Origin of the sequence: Variovorax sp. SRS16, from assembly GCF_901827165.1 — a bacterium.
GTDB lineage: Bacteria > Pseudomonadota > Gammaproteobacteria > Burkholderiales > Burkholderiaceae_C > Variovorax.
This window is the reverse complement of record NZ_LR594666.1, coordinates 2,626,538-2,642,632: the sequence shown is the minus strand read 5'-3', so window position 1 is coordinate 2,642,632 and position 16,095 is coordinate 2,626,538. Positions and strand designations below refer to the sequence as shown.

At 69.8% G+C, this 16,095-nt stretch carries 16 protein-coding genes; 6 read left to right on the top strand and 10 right to left on the bottom strand.

The window, feature by feature from the left end:
* Positions 1-10: 10 nt before the first annotated feature.
* On the top strand, positions 11-808 hold the full coding sequence (locus E5P2_RS12780; protein ID WP_162567535.1) for a lysophospholipid acyltransferase family protein: 798 nt from the start codon (positions 11-13) through the stop codon (positions 806-808).
* Positions 775-1,551: a glycosyltransferase family 2 protein gene (locus E5P2_RS12775; protein ID WP_162567534.1), complete on the top strand. Its 777-nt coding sequence runs from the start codon at positions 775-777 to the stop codon at positions 1,549-1,551. The genes E5P2_RS12780 and E5P2_RS12775 overlap by 34 nt, the downstream gene beginning before the upstream one ends.
* A gap of 6 nt (positions 1,552-1,557) precedes the next feature.
* Here E5P2_RS12775 and fabG read toward each other — a convergent pair whose 3' ends face one another.
* The 10 genes from fabG to E5P2_RS12725 are packed head-to-tail and all read right to left on the bottom strand — an operon-like array spanning position 1,558 to position 11,027.
* Complete coding sequence (gene fabG / locus E5P2_RS12770; protein ID WP_162567533.1) at positions 1,558-2,289, bottom strand: 3-oxoacyl-ACP reductase FabG; 732 nt, start codon at positions 2,287-2,289, stop codon at positions 1,558-1,560.
* 58 nt (positions 2,290-2,347) lie between these two features.
* Entirely contained in the window at positions 2,348-2,815 is a 468-nt protein-coding gene (locus E5P2_RS12765; protein ID WP_162567532.1) for a hydroxymyristoyl-ACP dehydratase, read from the bottom strand.
* Positions 2,812-3,561 (bottom strand): class I SAM-dependent methyltransferase, encoded by a 750-nt coding sequence (locus E5P2_RS12760; protein WP_162567531.1) that lies wholly within the window; start codon positions 3,559-3,561, stop codon positions 2,812-2,814. Before E5P2_RS12760 ends, E5P2_RS12765 begins: the two co-directional genes overlap by 4 nt.
* Positions 3,558-4,397: a polysaccharide deacetylase family protein gene (locus tag E5P2_RS12755; protein ID WP_162567530.1), complete on the bottom strand. Its 840-nt coding sequence runs from the start codon at positions 4,395-4,397 to the stop codon at positions 3,558-3,560. Before E5P2_RS12755 ends, E5P2_RS12760 begins: the two co-directional genes overlap by 4 nt.
* Positions 4,397-6,775 (bottom strand): MMPL family transporter, encoded by a 2,379-nt coding sequence (locus E5P2_RS12750; RefSeq protein ID WP_162567529.1) that lies wholly within the window; start codon positions 6,773-6,775, stop codon positions 4,397-4,399. The genes E5P2_RS12755 and E5P2_RS12750 overlap by 1 nt, the downstream gene beginning before the upstream one ends.
* On the bottom strand, positions 6,775-7,404 hold the full coding sequence (locus E5P2_RS12745; RefSeq protein WP_162567528.1) for a LolA-related protein: 630 nt from the start codon (positions 7,402-7,404) through the stop codon (positions 6,775-6,777). Before E5P2_RS12745 ends, E5P2_RS12750 begins: the two co-directional genes overlap by 1 nt.
* Positions 7,376-8,356: an acyl-CoA synthetase gene (locus E5P2_RS12740; protein WP_162567527.1), complete on the bottom strand. Its 981-nt coding sequence runs from the start codon at positions 8,354-8,356 to the stop codon at positions 7,376-7,378. The genes E5P2_RS12745 and E5P2_RS12740 overlap by 29 nt, the downstream gene beginning before the upstream one ends.
* On the bottom strand, positions 8,353-10,056 hold the full coding sequence (locus tag E5P2_RS12735; protein ID WP_162567526.1) for an AMP-binding protein: 1,704 nt from the start codon (positions 10,054-10,056) through the stop codon (positions 8,353-8,355). Before E5P2_RS12735 ends, E5P2_RS12740 begins: the two co-directional genes overlap by 4 nt.
* Positions 10,057-10,073: 17 nt before the next feature.
* Positions 10,074-10,697 carry a hypothetical protein gene (locus E5P2_RS12730; RefSeq protein WP_232080679.1) on the bottom strand — a complete coding sequence of 208 codons (624 nt, stop codon included), beginning with the start codon at positions 10,695-10,697 and terminating at the stop codon, positions 10,074-10,076.
* Between the two features lie 18 nt (positions 10,698-10,715).
* Positions 10,716-11,027, bottom strand: a complete 312-nt coding sequence (locus E5P2_RS12725; RefSeq protein WP_162567524.1) for a phosphopantetheine-binding protein — start codon at positions 11,025-11,027, stop codon at positions 10,716-10,718.
* Positions 11,028-11,128: 101 nt separating this feature from the next.
* Here E5P2_RS12725 and E5P2_RS12720 point away from each other — a divergent pair, with 101 nt between their 5' ends.
* From E5P2_RS12720 to upp, 4 genes are all read left to right on the top strand, one after another.
* Entirely contained in the window at positions 11,129-12,649 is a 1,521-nt protein-coding gene (locus tag E5P2_RS12720; RefSeq protein ID WP_162567523.1) for a helicase HerA-like domain-containing protein, read from the top strand.
* 113 nt (positions 12,650-12,762) lie between these two features.
* Positions 12,763-14,049, top strand: a complete 1,287-nt coding sequence (locus tag E5P2_RS12715; RefSeq protein WP_162567522.1) for a GTP cyclohydrolase II — start codon at positions 12,763-12,765, stop codon at positions 14,047-14,049.
* Positions 14,046-15,455 (top strand): DUF1688 family protein, encoded by a 1,410-nt coding sequence (locus E5P2_RS12710; RefSeq protein ID WP_162567521.1) that lies wholly within the window; start codon positions 14,046-14,048, stop codon positions 15,453-15,455. Before E5P2_RS12715 ends, E5P2_RS12710 begins: the two co-directional genes overlap by 4 nt.
* A 9-nt stretch (positions 15,456-15,464) precedes the next feature.
* A complete protein-coding gene (gene upp / locus E5P2_RS12705) occupies positions 15,465-16,094 on the top strand; it encodes a uracil phosphoribosyltransferase (protein WP_162567520.1) in 630 nt (209 codons plus the stop codon).
* Position 16,095: the final 1 nt, after the last annotated feature.

Genomic DNA, 16,095 nt, shown 5'->3' with positions numbered 1-16,095 from the left:
CCGGCACGCGATGAATCCGCAGCTTCGCTGGGCGCTCTCGGTTCCGCTGGCCCTGCCGCTCTATGCCCTGCTGCTGGGCCTGGGCAGCATCTCGCTGGTCTGGAACCTGATCGCGATGCTGCTCTATCCGGTGCTGCCGGCGGCCACTGGCCGTGCGCTCGGCCGCAGCGTCATCGCGCGTGCCTACCGTTTCTTCTGGGCCGCCGCCTCGGTCACCGGCATGATGCGCATCGACGCCGGCTGCCTGGACGCCCTGCGCGACGAACAGGGCCTGATCCTGGTGGCCAACCACCCGACGATGCTCGATGCGCTGCTGCTGGTGGCGCGCCTGCCGCGCAGTGCCTGCATCATGAAGGCCGACCTGATGCGCAACGTCTTCCTCGGTGCCGGCGCGCGGCTGGCGCGGTACATCTGCAACGACTCGGCGCGCACCATGGTGCGGCTCGCCGTGGCCGACCTCAAGAACGGCGGCCAGCTCGTGATCTTCCCCGAGGGCACGCGCACCGTCACGCCGCCGCTCAATGCGTTTCGCCCCGGCGTCACGCTGATCGCCAAGCTGGCGCAGGCGCCGATCCAGACCGTCTTCATCGATACCGAATCGCCCTACCTCGCCAAGGGCTGGCCGCTGTGGCGCGTGCCGCCGCTGCCGATCGTCTTCACGCTGCGGCTCGGCCAGCGCTTCGCGCCTTCGCACGACAGCGACCTGCTGCTGCGCCAGATCGAACAGTACTTCCGCCATCCCTCGGAACAGCGCGCCCCCGAGGCGCAGCCCGCATGCCAGACGCCTCGCGCACCCACCTTGTCCTGATTCCCAGCTACAACACGGGTGAGCAGTTGTTCTCCACGGTCCGTGCGGCGCGTGCGCAGTGGAATCCCGTGTGGGTGGTGGTCGACGGCAGCACCGACGGCACCGGCGAGCGCCTGCAGCAGATGGCGGCCTCCGACCCCGGCCTGCGCGCGTGGCTGCTGCCGACCAACCAGGGCAAGGGCGCTGCGGTACTGCACGGCCTGCGCGCGGCTGCAGAGGCCGGCTTCACGCACGCCCTGACGATGGATTCCGACGGCCAGCATCCGGCCGATCTGATTCCGACCTTCATGCAGGCCTCGCAGGCCCGGCCCGACACCATGGTCCTCGGCCGTCCCGTGTTCGATGCCAGCGCACCGCTGCTGCGTGTGCGCGGCCGGCGCGTCTCCAACGGCTGGACCCAGGTCGAGACGCTGTTCGCGGGCATCGGCGATTCGCTCTACGGCTTTCGCGTGTACCCGGTCGCGGCGTTGATCGCCATCATGGCGCGGGAACCCTGGATGCGGCGCTTCGACTTCGACACCGAGGCCGTGGTCCGCCTCGCCTGGCGCGGCGTGAAGCCGGTCAACATCGATGCGCCGGTCAAGTACCTCACGGCCGCCGAGGGCGGCGTCTCGCACTTCCGCTACGTGCGCGACAACCTGCTGCTGAGCTGGATGCACGGCAGGCTCTTTCTGGAGTTCATCGTGCGGCTGCCTTCGCTCGTGCGCCGCAGGCTGCGTCGACGGCCGCCCTTCCAGCCCTGAGCAGGCTCAGATCATTCCGCCGTTGATCGAGATGATCTGGCCCGTGATGTAGGCCGCTTCGTCGCTGGCCAGGAAGCTGGCCAGCGACGCCACTTCCTCGGGCGTGCCTGCGCGTTTGACCGGCACCAGTTGATTGATCATCGCGGCGTCGAAAGCGCCGTCGGCCATCGGCGAGGCGATGATGCCCGGCGCGATCGCGTTGACCGTCACGCCGCGCGCCGCCACTTCGAGCGACAGCGCCTTGGTCGCGCTGTTGAGCGCGCCCTTGGCGGCCGCATAGTTGACCTGCCCGCGGTTGCCGGCCAGTGCCGCCACCGACGAGATGTTGAGGATGCGCCCCCAGCGCGTGCGCAGCATCGGCAGCAGCAAGGGCTGCGTGACGCGGAAGAAGCCGTTGAGCGAGACGTCGATCACCTTGTGCCACTGCTCGGGCTTCATGCCCGGCAGCACCGCGTCGTCGTGCACGCCCGCGTTGTTGACGATGACCTGCACCGGCCCGCCCTCGAGCATGCGCTCGCAGGCGGCGCGCGCCGCATCGTCGCTGCGCAGATCGAACACCACGCATTCGGCCTTGCCGCCGGCGGCGACGATGGCGGCGGCCAGTTGCCCGACCGCTTCGGGCCGCGAGTTGGCATGCAGCAGCACGGTGGCGCCGTCGCGCGCCAGACGTTGGGCGATGGCCGAGCCGAGCGCGCCGCTGGCGCCGGTGACGAGGGCGCGTTTTCCTGTGAGAGTCATGAGAGAACCTCCGCCCTGCGGGCTGCGGTGCGAGCGCCTTCGGGCGGCCGGGCGGCGCTCATGGGTTTTCCTTGCCGGCCAGCGGCGTGTTGAGGACGACCACCGCACGGCCTTCGGCCAGCGCCCGGCCTTGCGCGTCCCTCACTGCGAATTCATAGAGGATCTGGTTGACGTCGCCGGACATGCGCAGCGCATGCACATGCAGCGCGCCGGCCACGTCGTCGAGGCGCTCGACCGCCAGCCGCACGTTGCGCGCGCTGGCGAGAAAGCCGGCCGAAGGCTCGCTGCCCTCCGCCGCCAGCAGGCCGCCATGCAGCGCCATCGCCTGCGCCGCGTACTCGATCGCGTTCGGCGCGAGCAGACCGCCGGCGGTGCGCAAGGGATTCTCGGCATGCGCATGGGTGGTGGTGGTGCAGTGAATGGCCTGCGCATCCCACGACTCGAGTCGTTCGAGCAGGCACATGGTGCCGCTGTGGGGAATGCGTTGTGCGATGCCGGCCCGATCGAGCGTCTGGGGGACGGTCATGAAAATTCCTTGAGATCGGCCACAAGCAGCACGTTGGCGAAGGGCGTGCCTTCGCTCATCGGCAGGCTCTGCACGGAAAAGCCAAGGCGCTGCAGCAGCGCCATCCAGTCCTTCAGCGGCCGGCCCCAGGTCGGCGAGACCCGATGGCCGCGCACGCGCGTCACGGTGCGGTCGACGTACTGGCTGATCGCGAAGGCACGCCGGTCGGCCGCATCGCCGATGCGCAGCAGCAGGCGGCCGCCGGGCTGCAGCGCGTCGCGCACGCGGCGCAGCACGCCTTCCTGCGCCTCGAGGTCGACGTAGTGCAGCACATCGAGGATCACCACCAGATCGGTCGCGGGCAAGGCAGCGGTGCACATGTCGGCACAGAGAAAGCGCGGCGCCGGTTGCAGATGCCCCACCGAGGCCTCGGCACGCGCCACGTCCTTCGGCATCAGTTCGATGCCGGTGTAGTCGGCCGGCGTCGCCGTGACGCACCAGGAGGCCGGCCAGCGGCCCGGCTGCGACTGCATCGCACCCATGGCCGACAGAAGGCTGGCGAACAGGCCCTGGCCGCAGCCGATGTCCACCACCCGGCTGCGGCCTTCGCCGATCAGCCCGCGCTCGACCAGTCCGCGGAACACCGGATCGCGACCGAGCTTGCCGCGCGCGAAATGCCACGCGAACTTGCCGGCCTTCTTGTACGGCGCAGTGGCGGCCTCGTGCAATTGACGCCACGCGGCGTCGGTCGACACTCGTGCGTTCATGCGGCCAGCGCTTCCGGCAAGGTGACGGCACGCAGCCCATCGGCACGGATGCGCGCCAGCAGCGGCGGCAGCACTTCGAGCACCACGGGCCTCCCGGCCGCGGTGCGCGCCGCATGGCCGTCGTGCAGCAGCAGGATGTCGCCGGCCGCGAGGCCGCGCGTGAGGCGGGCCAGCACGGTGGCCGCATCGCGCTCGCGCGTGTCGAAGCCGCGGCGCGTCCAGCTCACCAGCGAGAGCCCCAGCCGATGCAGCACCGGCGCGAGAAAAGGATTGCGCAGGCCCGCAGGCGCGCGAAAGCAGTCCGGACGCTGACCGGTGGTCTCTTCGAGCACCTGCTGCGCGCGCGAGATCTCGGCCGCGAAGCCGCGCGGCCCGAGGAAGGAAAAATTGTGGCGATGCTGTGCCGTGTGGTTCTGGATGCTGTGGCCGCGCGCGACGATCTCGCGCGCCAGCGCCGGGTGCGCGAGCACGCAGTCGGCGATGCAGAAGAAGGTGGCGCGCTGGCCGTGCGCATCGAGCAGGTCCAGCACCTGCGGCGTGACCTCGGGGTCGGGGCCGTCGTCGATCGTCAGCGCGATCTCGCGCCGGTCGGCCGCGGCCTTCGGCAAGCGCGTGACGTTCGGCCCCAGCAGGCTGCTGCGCGGCGTGAGGCCGGCCGCGGTGATCAGCACATGGTTGAGCACGATCGCGCCGATGGCCCACGGCGCCGCGCCCGGCACGAACACCGCTGCGCCGACGGCCAGCAGATGCCAGCCCACACTGGCGCGCACGATCGGCGGCCAGGGCCAGGATTCGGGGGCGGAAGCGATGGACGACATGACGGCGGATTTTCCCATCAGCGCCGTGGCGGGGCCGGTGCGCGCGCAAAGGCGGCCGACAGCAGCAGCGCCAGCAACGCGCCGGGCGCGACCACGCGTCCGATCGACGACAGTGCCGGAATGTTCGATATCGCGATCAGGCCAAAGGACACCACGGTCGTGAGATTGGCCAGCATCAATGACGCCAGCGTGTCTTCGTCGGCGCGGCCGGTCTCGCGCAGCTGGTCGAAGAAGAGCGCGTAGTTGGAGCCGACGGCGACGATCAGCAGCAGGCCCACCAGGTGCAGGATCCCGAGCGGCACCTGCAGCGCCGCCATGCCGCCGAGCGTCAGCACCACCGCGACCACCAGCGGCTGGCACACCGCCAGCAGCCGGCGCCCGGAACGCAGGTAGAGGCCCAGCAACACGACCACGGCGAGCGCGCCCAGCATGACCTGCACGAAAGCCTCGTGCAGGTAGCGCTTGTAGAGGCTCGCGAGCTCGTCGCCGACATTCACCACCTGCACATCGGCCATGCCGTCGAGTGCCGCCGCGAGGCGCGCCGCATCGAAGCTGGTGCCGGGGTGCAGCGCGATCAGCGTCGACCAGCCGCCGGCCTGGCGCTCGAACATCAGCGCGTTGATCACGGCCTCGAGCGGGCTGTCCTGCAGGTCGGCGCGCTCGATCATGGGCTGGGCCTTGGCGGCCTCGACATCGGCAATGAAGGGTTCGAGGCGAGAGGCCGGCAACGGCAGGCCCTGCGTCGCTTCGGCCAAGCGCGTGCGCAAGGTCGCGGCATCCGGCAGGCTCGCGATGCGCGCGGCCTGCGCCGCCTCGCTCGGCAAGAGGCGCGAGACGGTTTCGTAGCCGGCGAGGTCGCCCTTGTCGACCAGCGCTTCGAGGCGCGCACCGGCGGCCTCGGTGCTGCGCAGGGTCGATTGCACGTCCGCGCCGTGGATCACGATCAGCGTGCCGCCGTCGCTGGCGCCGATGTCGCCGCGCAGCTCGGCATCGAGTTCCTGCGCGGCCTTGGGCACCGGGCTCATCGCGCCGAGATTGGCGCGCCACAGATCCCCGCCCTGCCAGAGCACCAGCGCGAGCGCCGCGACGCCAAGGCCGACGAACACCCAACGCAATCGCGGCAGGTTGCGCACCAGCACGCCGGCGACCCGCGCCATCTGCCCGCGCATGCCCATGCCGGTCGCGCCATCGGGCGCAAGCACGGGCAGCACGTAGCGCGCCACCAGCGCGGCGGCGATCAGCCCGGCGAGCGAGAACACCCCCAGTTGCGCGAGTCCCGGAAAGCCCGAGAAAACGAGCGCGGCAAAACCACACACCGAGGTCAGCAGGCCGAGCCGCACCGTCGGCCAATGGATGTCGCGCCAGCGTTGCCACCCGGTGCCCGGCACCGCCGCGCCGCGCGCCTGGATCAGGTAGTAGATCGCGTAGTCGACGGTCTCGCCGATCAGCGTGCTGCCGAAGCCCATGGTGAGGCCGTGCACGCCGCCGAACACCACGCTGACGGTGGCCGTGCCCGCGACCACGCCGGTGGCCACCGGCAGCAGCGCGATCACCAAGGCGCGCGGCGATGCGAAGGCCAGCAGCAGCAAGGCACCCATCACGATGCCGCCGACGATGGCCAGGTGGATCGCCTCGCTCTTGATCTGGTCGCGGCTCTGGACCGAGAACACCGGTGCGCCGCTGAGTTCCAGCCGCGGTCCCGTGCCGGCCATGTCGTGCGTCGCGGCATCGAAGGCGCCCTGAATGCGCGCGATCGCCGCCGCGACCGCATCGAGGTCGCTGCCGGCGGCGCGTGTGGTCGCCAGGATCAGCGCGCGCGGCGCACTGCGCGACACCCACACGCCCTCCTCGCTGCGCGGCGAGCTCGCCGGGATCAGCGCCTCGGCGATGCGCTGCGTCTCGCCGATGGGGTCGCGCTCCAGCAGCGGCTTGAGCGCGTTGCCGGCCGGCGTGCCGAGCATCGACAGCGCATCGACGATGCCATCGCGCAATCCCGCGGCGGTGAAGCGTTCGGGCGTGACGTCCGACGAGAGGCGGAACCGGTGGTCGAAGACCCAGGTGCCGGCCGACTTCCATTCGCTGGTGTCGCCGTTCTGGACCTGGTCGAAAAGCCGGCTCTCGCGCATCGATGCCGCCACCGCACGGGACACCACCGCGCGCTGCGCCGCATCCTTGCCGCCTTCGATGCCGATGAAGATCGTGCGCGACGCGATGCCGCTTTGCAGTTGCTCGATCAGCACGCGCTGCCGCGCGTCGGGGCTCTCGGGCAGGAAGGCCGACAGGTCGGCGCTGAAATGGGTGCGCGCGATCAGCGTGATGCCGACCAGCAGCATCAGGAGCCAGATGCCGAGCGCCAGCGCGACATGCCGCCGGCTGGGTGCAGCGCCGCGCGTCATCACGGCGGCGAACGCGAAGGCGCCGTGGCCGGCGTGCCGGCGCTGCGTTCGGGCGTGATGGTCATCACCGAGCGGTCGCCGCCGATGAACACCATCTCGACCCCGAGCACCTCGCCGCCGCGTCCGCTGAGAACCAGCATGCGCACCTGGGCGGCCAGCCGCTCGTCGATCGGCGTCAGCGAGAGCGTCCAATGGTCGCTGGAACCCGCGACCGTGCTGCGGAAATAGCGCTGCAGGCTCTGCGTGTTGCCGCTCAGCGTGCCGCGCATGGCTTCCACCAGGCCGAGCAGTTCGGGCATGCTGTCGAGCGTGAGCGTGCGGGTGCGGCCACCACGCGACAGCGTCAGCGTGTTGCCGTCGACGCTCATCGTTTCAGGCCGCGGCGTCAGCGTGCGCCGGGTCAGCTTGTCGGGCGCGGTGAAGCTCAACACGCCGCTGGCATCGAGCGGGCCTTCGAGGCCGTGCACGAAGCGCTGTTCGGTGAAGCGCGCCTCGCCCTTCTTCTGCTGTGCCAGCAGGCCCATCAGCTCGGGCAGATCGAAGGCCCAGGCCGACGAGGCGGAGAACGCCAGCACGATCAGCAGGCCTCGGCACCAGCGGTCAAACCGAATCTTCGAGCCAGAAATCATGGAAGTTGAACCAGTTGTAGGGGTAGGCACGGCACAGCGCCTCGAGCCGCGTCACGTAGCTTTCGAGCGCGGCGCGGATGCGCCGCTCCCGTTCCTCGGGGTTGGTGATGCGCTCGCTGAAATCGGCCAGCGGCTCGAAGAGCACATCGTAACGGGCGCCGCCGGCATAGAGCCCGGCCATGAAGAAGACCTTGCGCCGCAGCAGCGCGGCGAGCCGGAACGGGCCATCGTTGAAGAGCGCCGGCGCGCCGAGAAAAGGCAGCGCGATGCTGCTGCCGCGTTGCTGGCCCGCTTCCTCGGGGCCGGACAACGTGCGGTCCGCCAGCAGGCCTGCGAGGCCGCCGGTATCGAGCCAGTCGCGCAGCGCCAGCATCGAATGCGGCCGGCCCAGCGCGATCACGTGCGGCCGCAGTTCGGGCAGCGCGATCGCATTGAGCACCGCGTTGATCTGCTGCGCGTTGTCCGGGTACATCAGCATCGCGAGCCGAAGATCCTCGGGACAGCCGCTCTGGTGCTTGCAGGCGCCGAGCGCCTCGAAGCTGCCGACGTGCGCACCGAGCAGGAAGGCGCCCCGGCCCGCCTGCGCTTCGGCCTCGACCGGCACGTTGCCCTGGACCTTGACGTCGAACAGGTCCATGCGGCCGCGCAGGAAATAGATGCGGTCCAGCACCGTCGATGCGAAGGCGTGAAGCAGCTTGTAGCCGTCGCTCCATCCCGCATTCGGCCCGATCGCACGAAACAGGTAGCGCTTGATGTGACGGCGCGGCGTCGGCGAGAACAGCAGGAAGTACACGCTGATCAGGTGCAGCACCCCCCGCGCGAGCGGGCGACCGCACTGGATGGCGATCCAGCAGATCACGCGCAGCGCCAGCATGTTGCTGCGCTCGGGCGTGCGCGACCATTCGGCCTGGCGCGACTTGGTGCCGCCGGCCTCGGGTGGCGGTCCGCTCATGCCGGCGCGCTCGCCGCCGGCGTCCAGCGCCCGCTGGCAGCGACCACGCCGTCGCAGCGGACCTCGAAGCGCAGCCCGCGCGAGGCGCCCGTTTCCGGGACGAGATCGATCACGAGCGCGCTGCCCGGGCGCACGGGCGCGAGGAACTTGGCCGCGGCCAGCGTCGGCTGCGCGCCGATGCGGGCCGCCAGCGCGGGAACGCCGCGGATCGCCTCCAGCACCTCGGACAGCAGCAGCGCGCCAGGCAGGAGCGGCTGGCCCGGAAAGTGGCCGGCGAAAGCCGGATGGTCCTGCGGCACGTCGCGCGTGATCTGCACCGGCGTGCCGTCCGAGGCCAGTTGGGCCAGTGCGAACTCGCGCAGCGAGCGCGCCGTGAGCTTGCCCGTGCCCTCGCGCGGAAACGCCGCGACCTGCACCACGCGGCGCGGCACGAACACCGCCTCCAGGCGCTCGCGCAGCGCCGCGATGATCGCGTGCGCATCGAGCGTCGGCGCCACCACGAAGGCGACCGGTCGCACCACGCCGTCGGTCACATCGTCGGGCAGCCAGAACGCCCCGTCGACGACGCCGGGAATGCTGTTGAGATGGTGGTTGAGGTAGCCCAGCGAACTGCGCCGCCCGGCGACGTGGATCAGGTCGTTGGCACGGCCGAACAAGCGGAAGCGGCGCGCATCGAGCAGCTCCAGCACGTCGGCCATCGGCGTCGGTTCGGGAATGAAGTCGCCCTCGAAGACGAAGCGCTCGGCGCCCTTGTCGTCGCGCTCGGCATGCACGCGGATCTCGCCGAAGGTTTCCCAGATTTCGCTCTGGGTCGGCCGCCGCGTCGCGACCTGGCCGGACTCGGTGCTGCCGTAGATCTCGATCAGCGCACCGCCCATCGCCTGCTCCGCCTGCGCCGCGAGTTGCGGCGAGAGCGGCGCCGTGGCCGACAGGATCAGGTCCACCGGCGGCAGCGCGATGCCGGCCAGCAGCAGCGTCTTCAGGTGGAAGGGCGTGGTCACCAGCGCGCGCGGCTGCGGCACCGAGGCGAGCGTGCGCGCCACGTCGGCCGGAAAGAAGGGCCGACCGCTGTCGAATGCGGCGCCGCCCAGCATGGCCAGCAAGGCCGAGGACTCGAGTCCGTAGCTGTGCTGCACCGGCACCGTCGCGACCAGCGTCAGCCCGGCCAGCGAAGATCGCCCGAGCATGCCGGACAGGCGATCGACCGCGGCAGCCACGTCGCCGACCAGCGTCTGCCAGGTCTTGGCATGCGGCTGCGGCGTGCCGGTCGAGCCCGAGGTCAGCAGGCTCACCGCATGCAGGCCGGCGTCGATCGCAGGCACGGGCTGATCGGGTGAAGCCACGGCAGCGGGCTGCGCCTCGAACAGCACGCGCGGCATGCCGGGCGTCTCGGTGTTGGCGGCGTCGGCAATGGCAAAAGTCCGGCCGCCGGCGTCGCACAGGCGGGCCAGCGTGTCGGGGCGCGCATCGGGCGGCAGCAGGCTGGTCAGTCCGCGCACCAGCGCGGCGCCCAGACTGACGGCGAAGGCATAGCGATCGCCGCAGAGATTGACGGCCGGACCGCCCGCAGGCAGCGTGGGTGCGAAGCGCGCCACGTCGGCGAGGAACTCGCGCGCACTCACCGGCACGCCATGGCGCCAGGCCAGCGGCTGGTCGAGATCGCGGCTCGCGAGCAGCGGCAAGAGAGAAGATTGGCTCAACGTCGGAAGCTCGTCGTTCAACGGCGCGCGGCGGGATCGGCCGGCTCGCCATAGAAGGCGCGCACGGCATCGATCATGCGCGTGCGCTCGAATTCGGGATGCAGGCGATAGCGCAGCAGATGCTCGCCCACGAAAAGACCGACGATGCACAGCGGCGTCAGCAGGTTGGCCAGCACCGACCAGGCAGCGAAGGACAGGCTCGCATAGACCGCGACCGAGGCCACGGCCATCAGCGCGAAGTACAGCGTCCAGACACGCGTCACGTTGCCGGTGTAGGTGCACATGGCCGGCGACATCGGATGCACGCGCGCGGCGAACTGGCCGATGAGGGACAGGCCGTCGCCGCGCAGCGACGCGCCGAACCAGCCGCACAACAGCACATTGATGCTCACGTGCTGCAGCATGTAGAGCAGGTTGGGATCACCGATGCCGCCGTGCAGCACGAAGGCGAACGCAACCAGTCCGGCCACAGCGCCCAGCCCCATGCCCCAGGCACCGAAGCGGCTGGCGACGATGCCCCATGCGGTGAGCCACAGCGGCCCGAGCAGCACCACCACGGCCCAGGGTGCGGCCGGGTGGTAGAGCATCATCCATTGGGAAACGCCGGCATAGCTCACCCCCGCGATCAGCAGGAGCGCCATGCGCCATCGAGACATGGATCAGGAAGCGCCGCGATTCTGCGCGACGTGCGTCGCAAGACTGCGCAGCGACTCGAAGATTTGCTGATTGCGCTCATCGTCGGAGCGCAGCTGGAAGCCGTATTTGCGCGACACCTCGAGTGCGACTTCGAGGATGTCGATCGAGTCGAGCCCGAGCCCTTCGCCATAGAGCGGCGCCGTGGGCACGATGTCCGAAGGTGCGACCTCGAGATTGAGCGACTCGACCAGCAGCACGGCCAGCTCGTTCTCGAGAGGGGATTGTTCGGACGCGTCGCCAACGGCGGAAAGGGGGGACTGGGCACTCGATGACAAGGCAAACTCCGGGAACTTTTTCGGGAACTATCGCACGGTCCGGAATTATAGGAGGCCGGCTTCGATAGACTGCTCTTCGTACCAACGAACGGAAGCCCCCAATGGCCGAGCCCTTGCTGATCGCCCGCCACGACACCACCGAATGCAGCCTGCTGCCGGGCCTTGCCAACCGGCACGGCCTGATCACCGGTGCGACCGGCACGGGCAAGACCGTCACCCTTCAGACCATCGCCGAGAAGCTCTCCGGCATCGGCGTGCCCGTGTTCATGGCCGACGTCAAGGGCGACCTGACCGGCATCAGCCAGCAGGGCAGCATCGGCGACAGGATGGCCGCCACGCTGAAGGAACGCGGGCTCGAGCAACCCGCCGCCCTCGCCTGCCCGGTCACGCTGTGGGACGTGTTCGGCGAACAGGGCCATCCGGTGCGGGCCACGATCTCGGACATGGGCCCGCTGCTGCTGGGCCGCATGCTCAACCTCAACGACACCCAGGCCGGCGTGCTGAACATCGTCTTCAAGATCGCCGACGACAACGGCCTGCTGCTGCTCGATCTCAAGGACCTGCGCGCGATGCTGCAGCACGTCGGCGAGAACGCCGGCCAGTTCACCACCCAGTACGGCAACGTCAGCGCCGCCAGCGTGGGCGCGATCCAGCGCGGCCTGCTGCAGATCGAGAGCCAGGGCGGCGACAAGTTCTTCGGCGAGCCGATGCTCAACATCGCCGACTTCATGCAGACCGTCGGCGGCAAGGGCGTCGTGAACATCCTGGCGGCCGACAAGCTGATGAGCTCGCCGCGCCTCTACGCGACCTTCCTCTTGTGGCTGCTGTCCGAGCTGTTCGAGCAACTGCCCGAGATCGGCGACCCCGAGCAGCCCAAGCTGGTGTTCTTCTTCGACGAGGCCCACCTGCTGTTCAACGAGGCGCCCAAGGCGCTGGTCGAGCGCATCGAGCTCGTGGTGCGGCTGGTGCGCTCCAAGGGCGTGGGCGTGTTCTTCGTCACACAGAACCCGCTCGACATTCCCGACTCGGTGCTGGCCCAGCTGGGCAACCGCGTGCAGCACGCGCTGCGCGCCTTCACGCCGCGCGACCAGAAGGCGGTGAAGGCCACGGCGACCACCATGCGGCAGAAGCCGGGCCTGGACATCGAGGCCGCGATCACCGAGCTGGCCGTCGGCGAGGCACTGGCGAGCTTCCTGGACGACAAGGGCCGGCCGACCGTGACCGAGCGCGTCTATGTGCTGCCGCCCGGCAGCCGCATCGGCCCGATCACGCCCGAGCAGCGGCAGGCGCTGATGGCGAACTCGCTGGTGGCCGGTGTGTACGAAAAGACGGTGGACCGCGAGTCGGCCTACGAAAAACTGAAGGGCCGCGCCGATTCCGCGCCCGATGCGCCCGTGGCTGCAGGCCCTGCGGGTGCGCCGGCCACGCAAGCCTCGGGCGGCGGCGTGATGGGCAGCCTCAACGAGATCCTGTTCGGCTCGACCGGTCCGCGTGGCGGCAAGCACGACGGGCTTGCGCAGACGATGGCGAAGTCCGCCGTGCGCACCATGGGCACCACCGTCGGCCGCGAGATCCTGCGTGGCGTGCTGGGCGGGATCTTCGGCGCCAAGACGCGACGCTAGCTTCAGAACCGATACAGGCCGGGTCGCCGGATCGGTGTGCGCATCTCCGCTTCGCGACGCGAGCCGTGACGACGATCGTCGTCATGCTCTAAAGTGTGTTTTTGGAGAACGCCATGCCATCCGTCGATGCCCCGTCGCTCAATCCTCCACCGGGGTCCGCCGCGTCGCCGCGCCACATTCGCCTGACCTCGCACGCAGGCGGCTTCGGCGCCCTGCCGATCCACTGGGGCGCGGCCACCGCGACCGAGCGCGGACCGGTCGTCGGCACCACCACCAAGCGCGCGCACCGCAACGTGATCGGCACGCACAGCGGCTCCTACAGCGTGTACCGCGCCCTGGCCGTGGCTTCGGGCGCGCTCGATCCGAAGCACAAGGCCGACCTCACCAACACCTCGCCGACCGACGTGATCGGCCCCTATCCGCAATGGAGCGAGCCCGGCCGCATCGTGTCGCTCGATCCCTGGGGCGCCTTGGTGGCCGACGTGTTCTCGGCCGAGCTCGCGGCCGGCTACGACATCCGGCCCACGATCGCCATCACCAAGGCGCACGTGATCCTGCCCGAGGTGATCGAGGCGCTGCAAAGCGGCCGCCTCAAGGCCGACGGCAAGTTCCTCACCGCCGGCGGCGCGGCGATGGTCACCAAGGCGGCGATCGAGCCGGTGTGGTTCCTGCCCGCGGTTGCCAAGCGCTTCGGCTGCTCCGAAACCGACCTGCGCCGCGTGCTGTTCGAGGAAACCGGCGGCATGTACCCCGAGCTCGTCACGCGCTCCGACCTCGAGGTGTTTCTTCCACCGATCGGTGGCCAGACGCTCTACATCTTCGGCAACCCGCGCGACCTCGCCAACCCGGAGGTCGAGCTCACGGCCCGCATCCATGACGAATGCAATGGCTCGGACGTCTTCGGCTCCGACATCTGCACCTGCCGGCCCTATCTCACCCACGCGATCGAGGAATGCATCCAGGGCGCGCAGCGCGGCGGCGTCGGCCTGATCGCCTATTCGCGCAAGGAAGGCCGCGCGCTCGGCGAGGTCACCAAGTTCCTGGTCTACAACGCACGCAAGCGCCAGATCGGCGGCGACACCGCCGACCAGTATTTCGCGCGCACCGAGTGCGTGGCCGGCGTGCAGGACATGCGCTTCCAGGAGCTGATGCCCGACGTGTTCCACTGGCTCGGCATCCGCAAGATCCACCGGCTGGTGTCGATGAGCAACATGAAGTTCGACGCCATCACGGGCTCGGGCATCGAGATCGGCACGCGCGTCAACATCCCCGACGAACTGATCCCGGCCGACGCGCGCGTCGAGATGGACGCCAAGATGGCGGCCGGCTATTTCACGCCCGGCGCGGTGCCGGACGCCGAGGAACTGAAGAAGGCCAAGGGCCGAGGACTGAGCGAATGAGCAAGGACAACTACGGACTGGACCCCGACCGGCCGACCGCCAATGCGGCCGTGCGCAGCGCCGATGCGCACGGCCACGTCGACCCGCTGGTCGAGCTGCGCGACGACACCCGCCAACCCGCGGGCGCCGCGGCCGTGCTGCGCACCACCGTCGCGATCCGCGAGCGCGCGGCGGCCCTGCTGGCGCGCGCGCGCCGCGGCGAATCGCAGTGGTTCACCATCGGCGACGACAACGCGATGGAGGACACGGCCCGCACCGTGTCCGAGGTGACGCGCGACCGCTATCCCTGGAACCCGATCCCGTATCACAGCCGCTGGCGCCATTTCGAGGCCGGCGGCGTGAACCGCCTCGCGGAACTCGACAAGCTGCTGGGCCGCGCCGACCTGCGCCAGCGCGCCCGCACCCACATCGACCTGGTGCTGGTGAGCGTGCTGCTCGATGCCGGCGCCGGGCCCGACTGGCTCTATGTCGAAGCGTCCACCGGCCAGCGCTTCACGCGCTCCGAAGGCCTGGGCGTCGCGAGCTTCCATGCCTTCACGAACGGCCTGTTCTCGTCCGACCCCGACCAGCCGCTGCAGGCCGATGCGGCCGGCCTGCGTGCGCTGGTAACCGACCGGCTGGGCGATGCCTTCCAGGCCAGCACCGCCAATCCGCTGGTCGGGCTTGCGGGCCGTGCCACCCTGCTGCGCCGCCTCGGCGAAGCGATGCACGAGCAGCCCGAGACCTTCGGCGACGATGGCCGTCCCGGCGGCCTGTTCGATGCGCTGGTCGGCCCCTATGGCCCCGCCGCGCCGCCGACCGCCGAGATCTCCGCGCACGAGATCCTGTCGCTGCTGCTCGAATCGCTCTCGCGCATCTGGCCGATGGCCAATGCGATCGACAGCATCGCGGCCGACGGCAGCGACACGGCCGGCGCGATCGGCTCGGGCGATCCCGCGCTCGCGCTCGGCGACTGCTGGCGCCACAGCGCCGTCACAGGGCCCGGACTGACCAACGGCTGGATGCCCTTCCACAAGCTGTCGCAGTGGCTCGCCTATTCGCTGCTCGAGCCCTTCGAATGGGCCGGCGTCAAGGTCCGCCACGTCGACGCGCTGACCGCCCTGCCCGAATACCGCAACGGCGGCCTGCTGATCGACAGCGGCATGATCGTGCCGAAGAATGCGGCCTTGCTGGAGCGGACCTGGAAGGTGAGCGACGAATTCATCGTCGAATGGCGCGCCCTCACCGTCGCCCTGCTCGACGAACTCGCGCCGCGGGTGCGCAAGGTGCTCGGCCGCAGCGACGAGGAACTGCCGCTGGCCCGCGTGCTGGAAGGCGGCACCTGGGCCGCGGGCCGCACGCTCGCACAGCGCCTGCGCAACGGCGCGCCGCCGCTGCGCATCGAGAGCGACGGCACCGTCTTTTAGACTCCACCCATGAACAACGTCCACCTCATCGACCATCCGCTGGTCCAGCACAAGCTCACGCTGATGCGCCGCAAGGAAGCCAGCACCAACAGCTTCCGCCGCCTGCTCAACGAGATCAGCATGCTGATGGCCTACGAGGTCACGCGCGACATGCCGATGCAAGACCTCGAGGTCGAGACACCGCTCGAGACCATGACCGCCAAGGTGATCGACGGCAAGAAGCTGGTGCTGGTGTCGATCCTGCGCGCCGGCACCGGCATCCTCGACGGCATGCTCAGCGTGGTGCCCGGCGCGCGCGTGGGTCACATCGGCCTGTACCGCGATCCCAAGACGCTGACCGCAGTCGAGTACTACTTCAAGATGCCGGGCGGCATGGAAGAGCGCGATGCCGTCGTGGTCGACCCGATGCTGGCCACCGGCAACTCGGCGGTGGCGGCGGTCGAACGACTGAAGGAACTCAATCCGAAGTCGATCAAGTTCGTGTGCCTGCTGACCTGCCCCGAAGGCATCAGGACCTTGCAGGCCGCGCATCCCGACGTGCCGATCTACACCGCCGCGATCGACCGCGAACTCGACAGCCACGGCTACATCCTGCCCGGCCTCGGCGACGCCGGCGACCGCATCTTCGGCACCAAGTAGC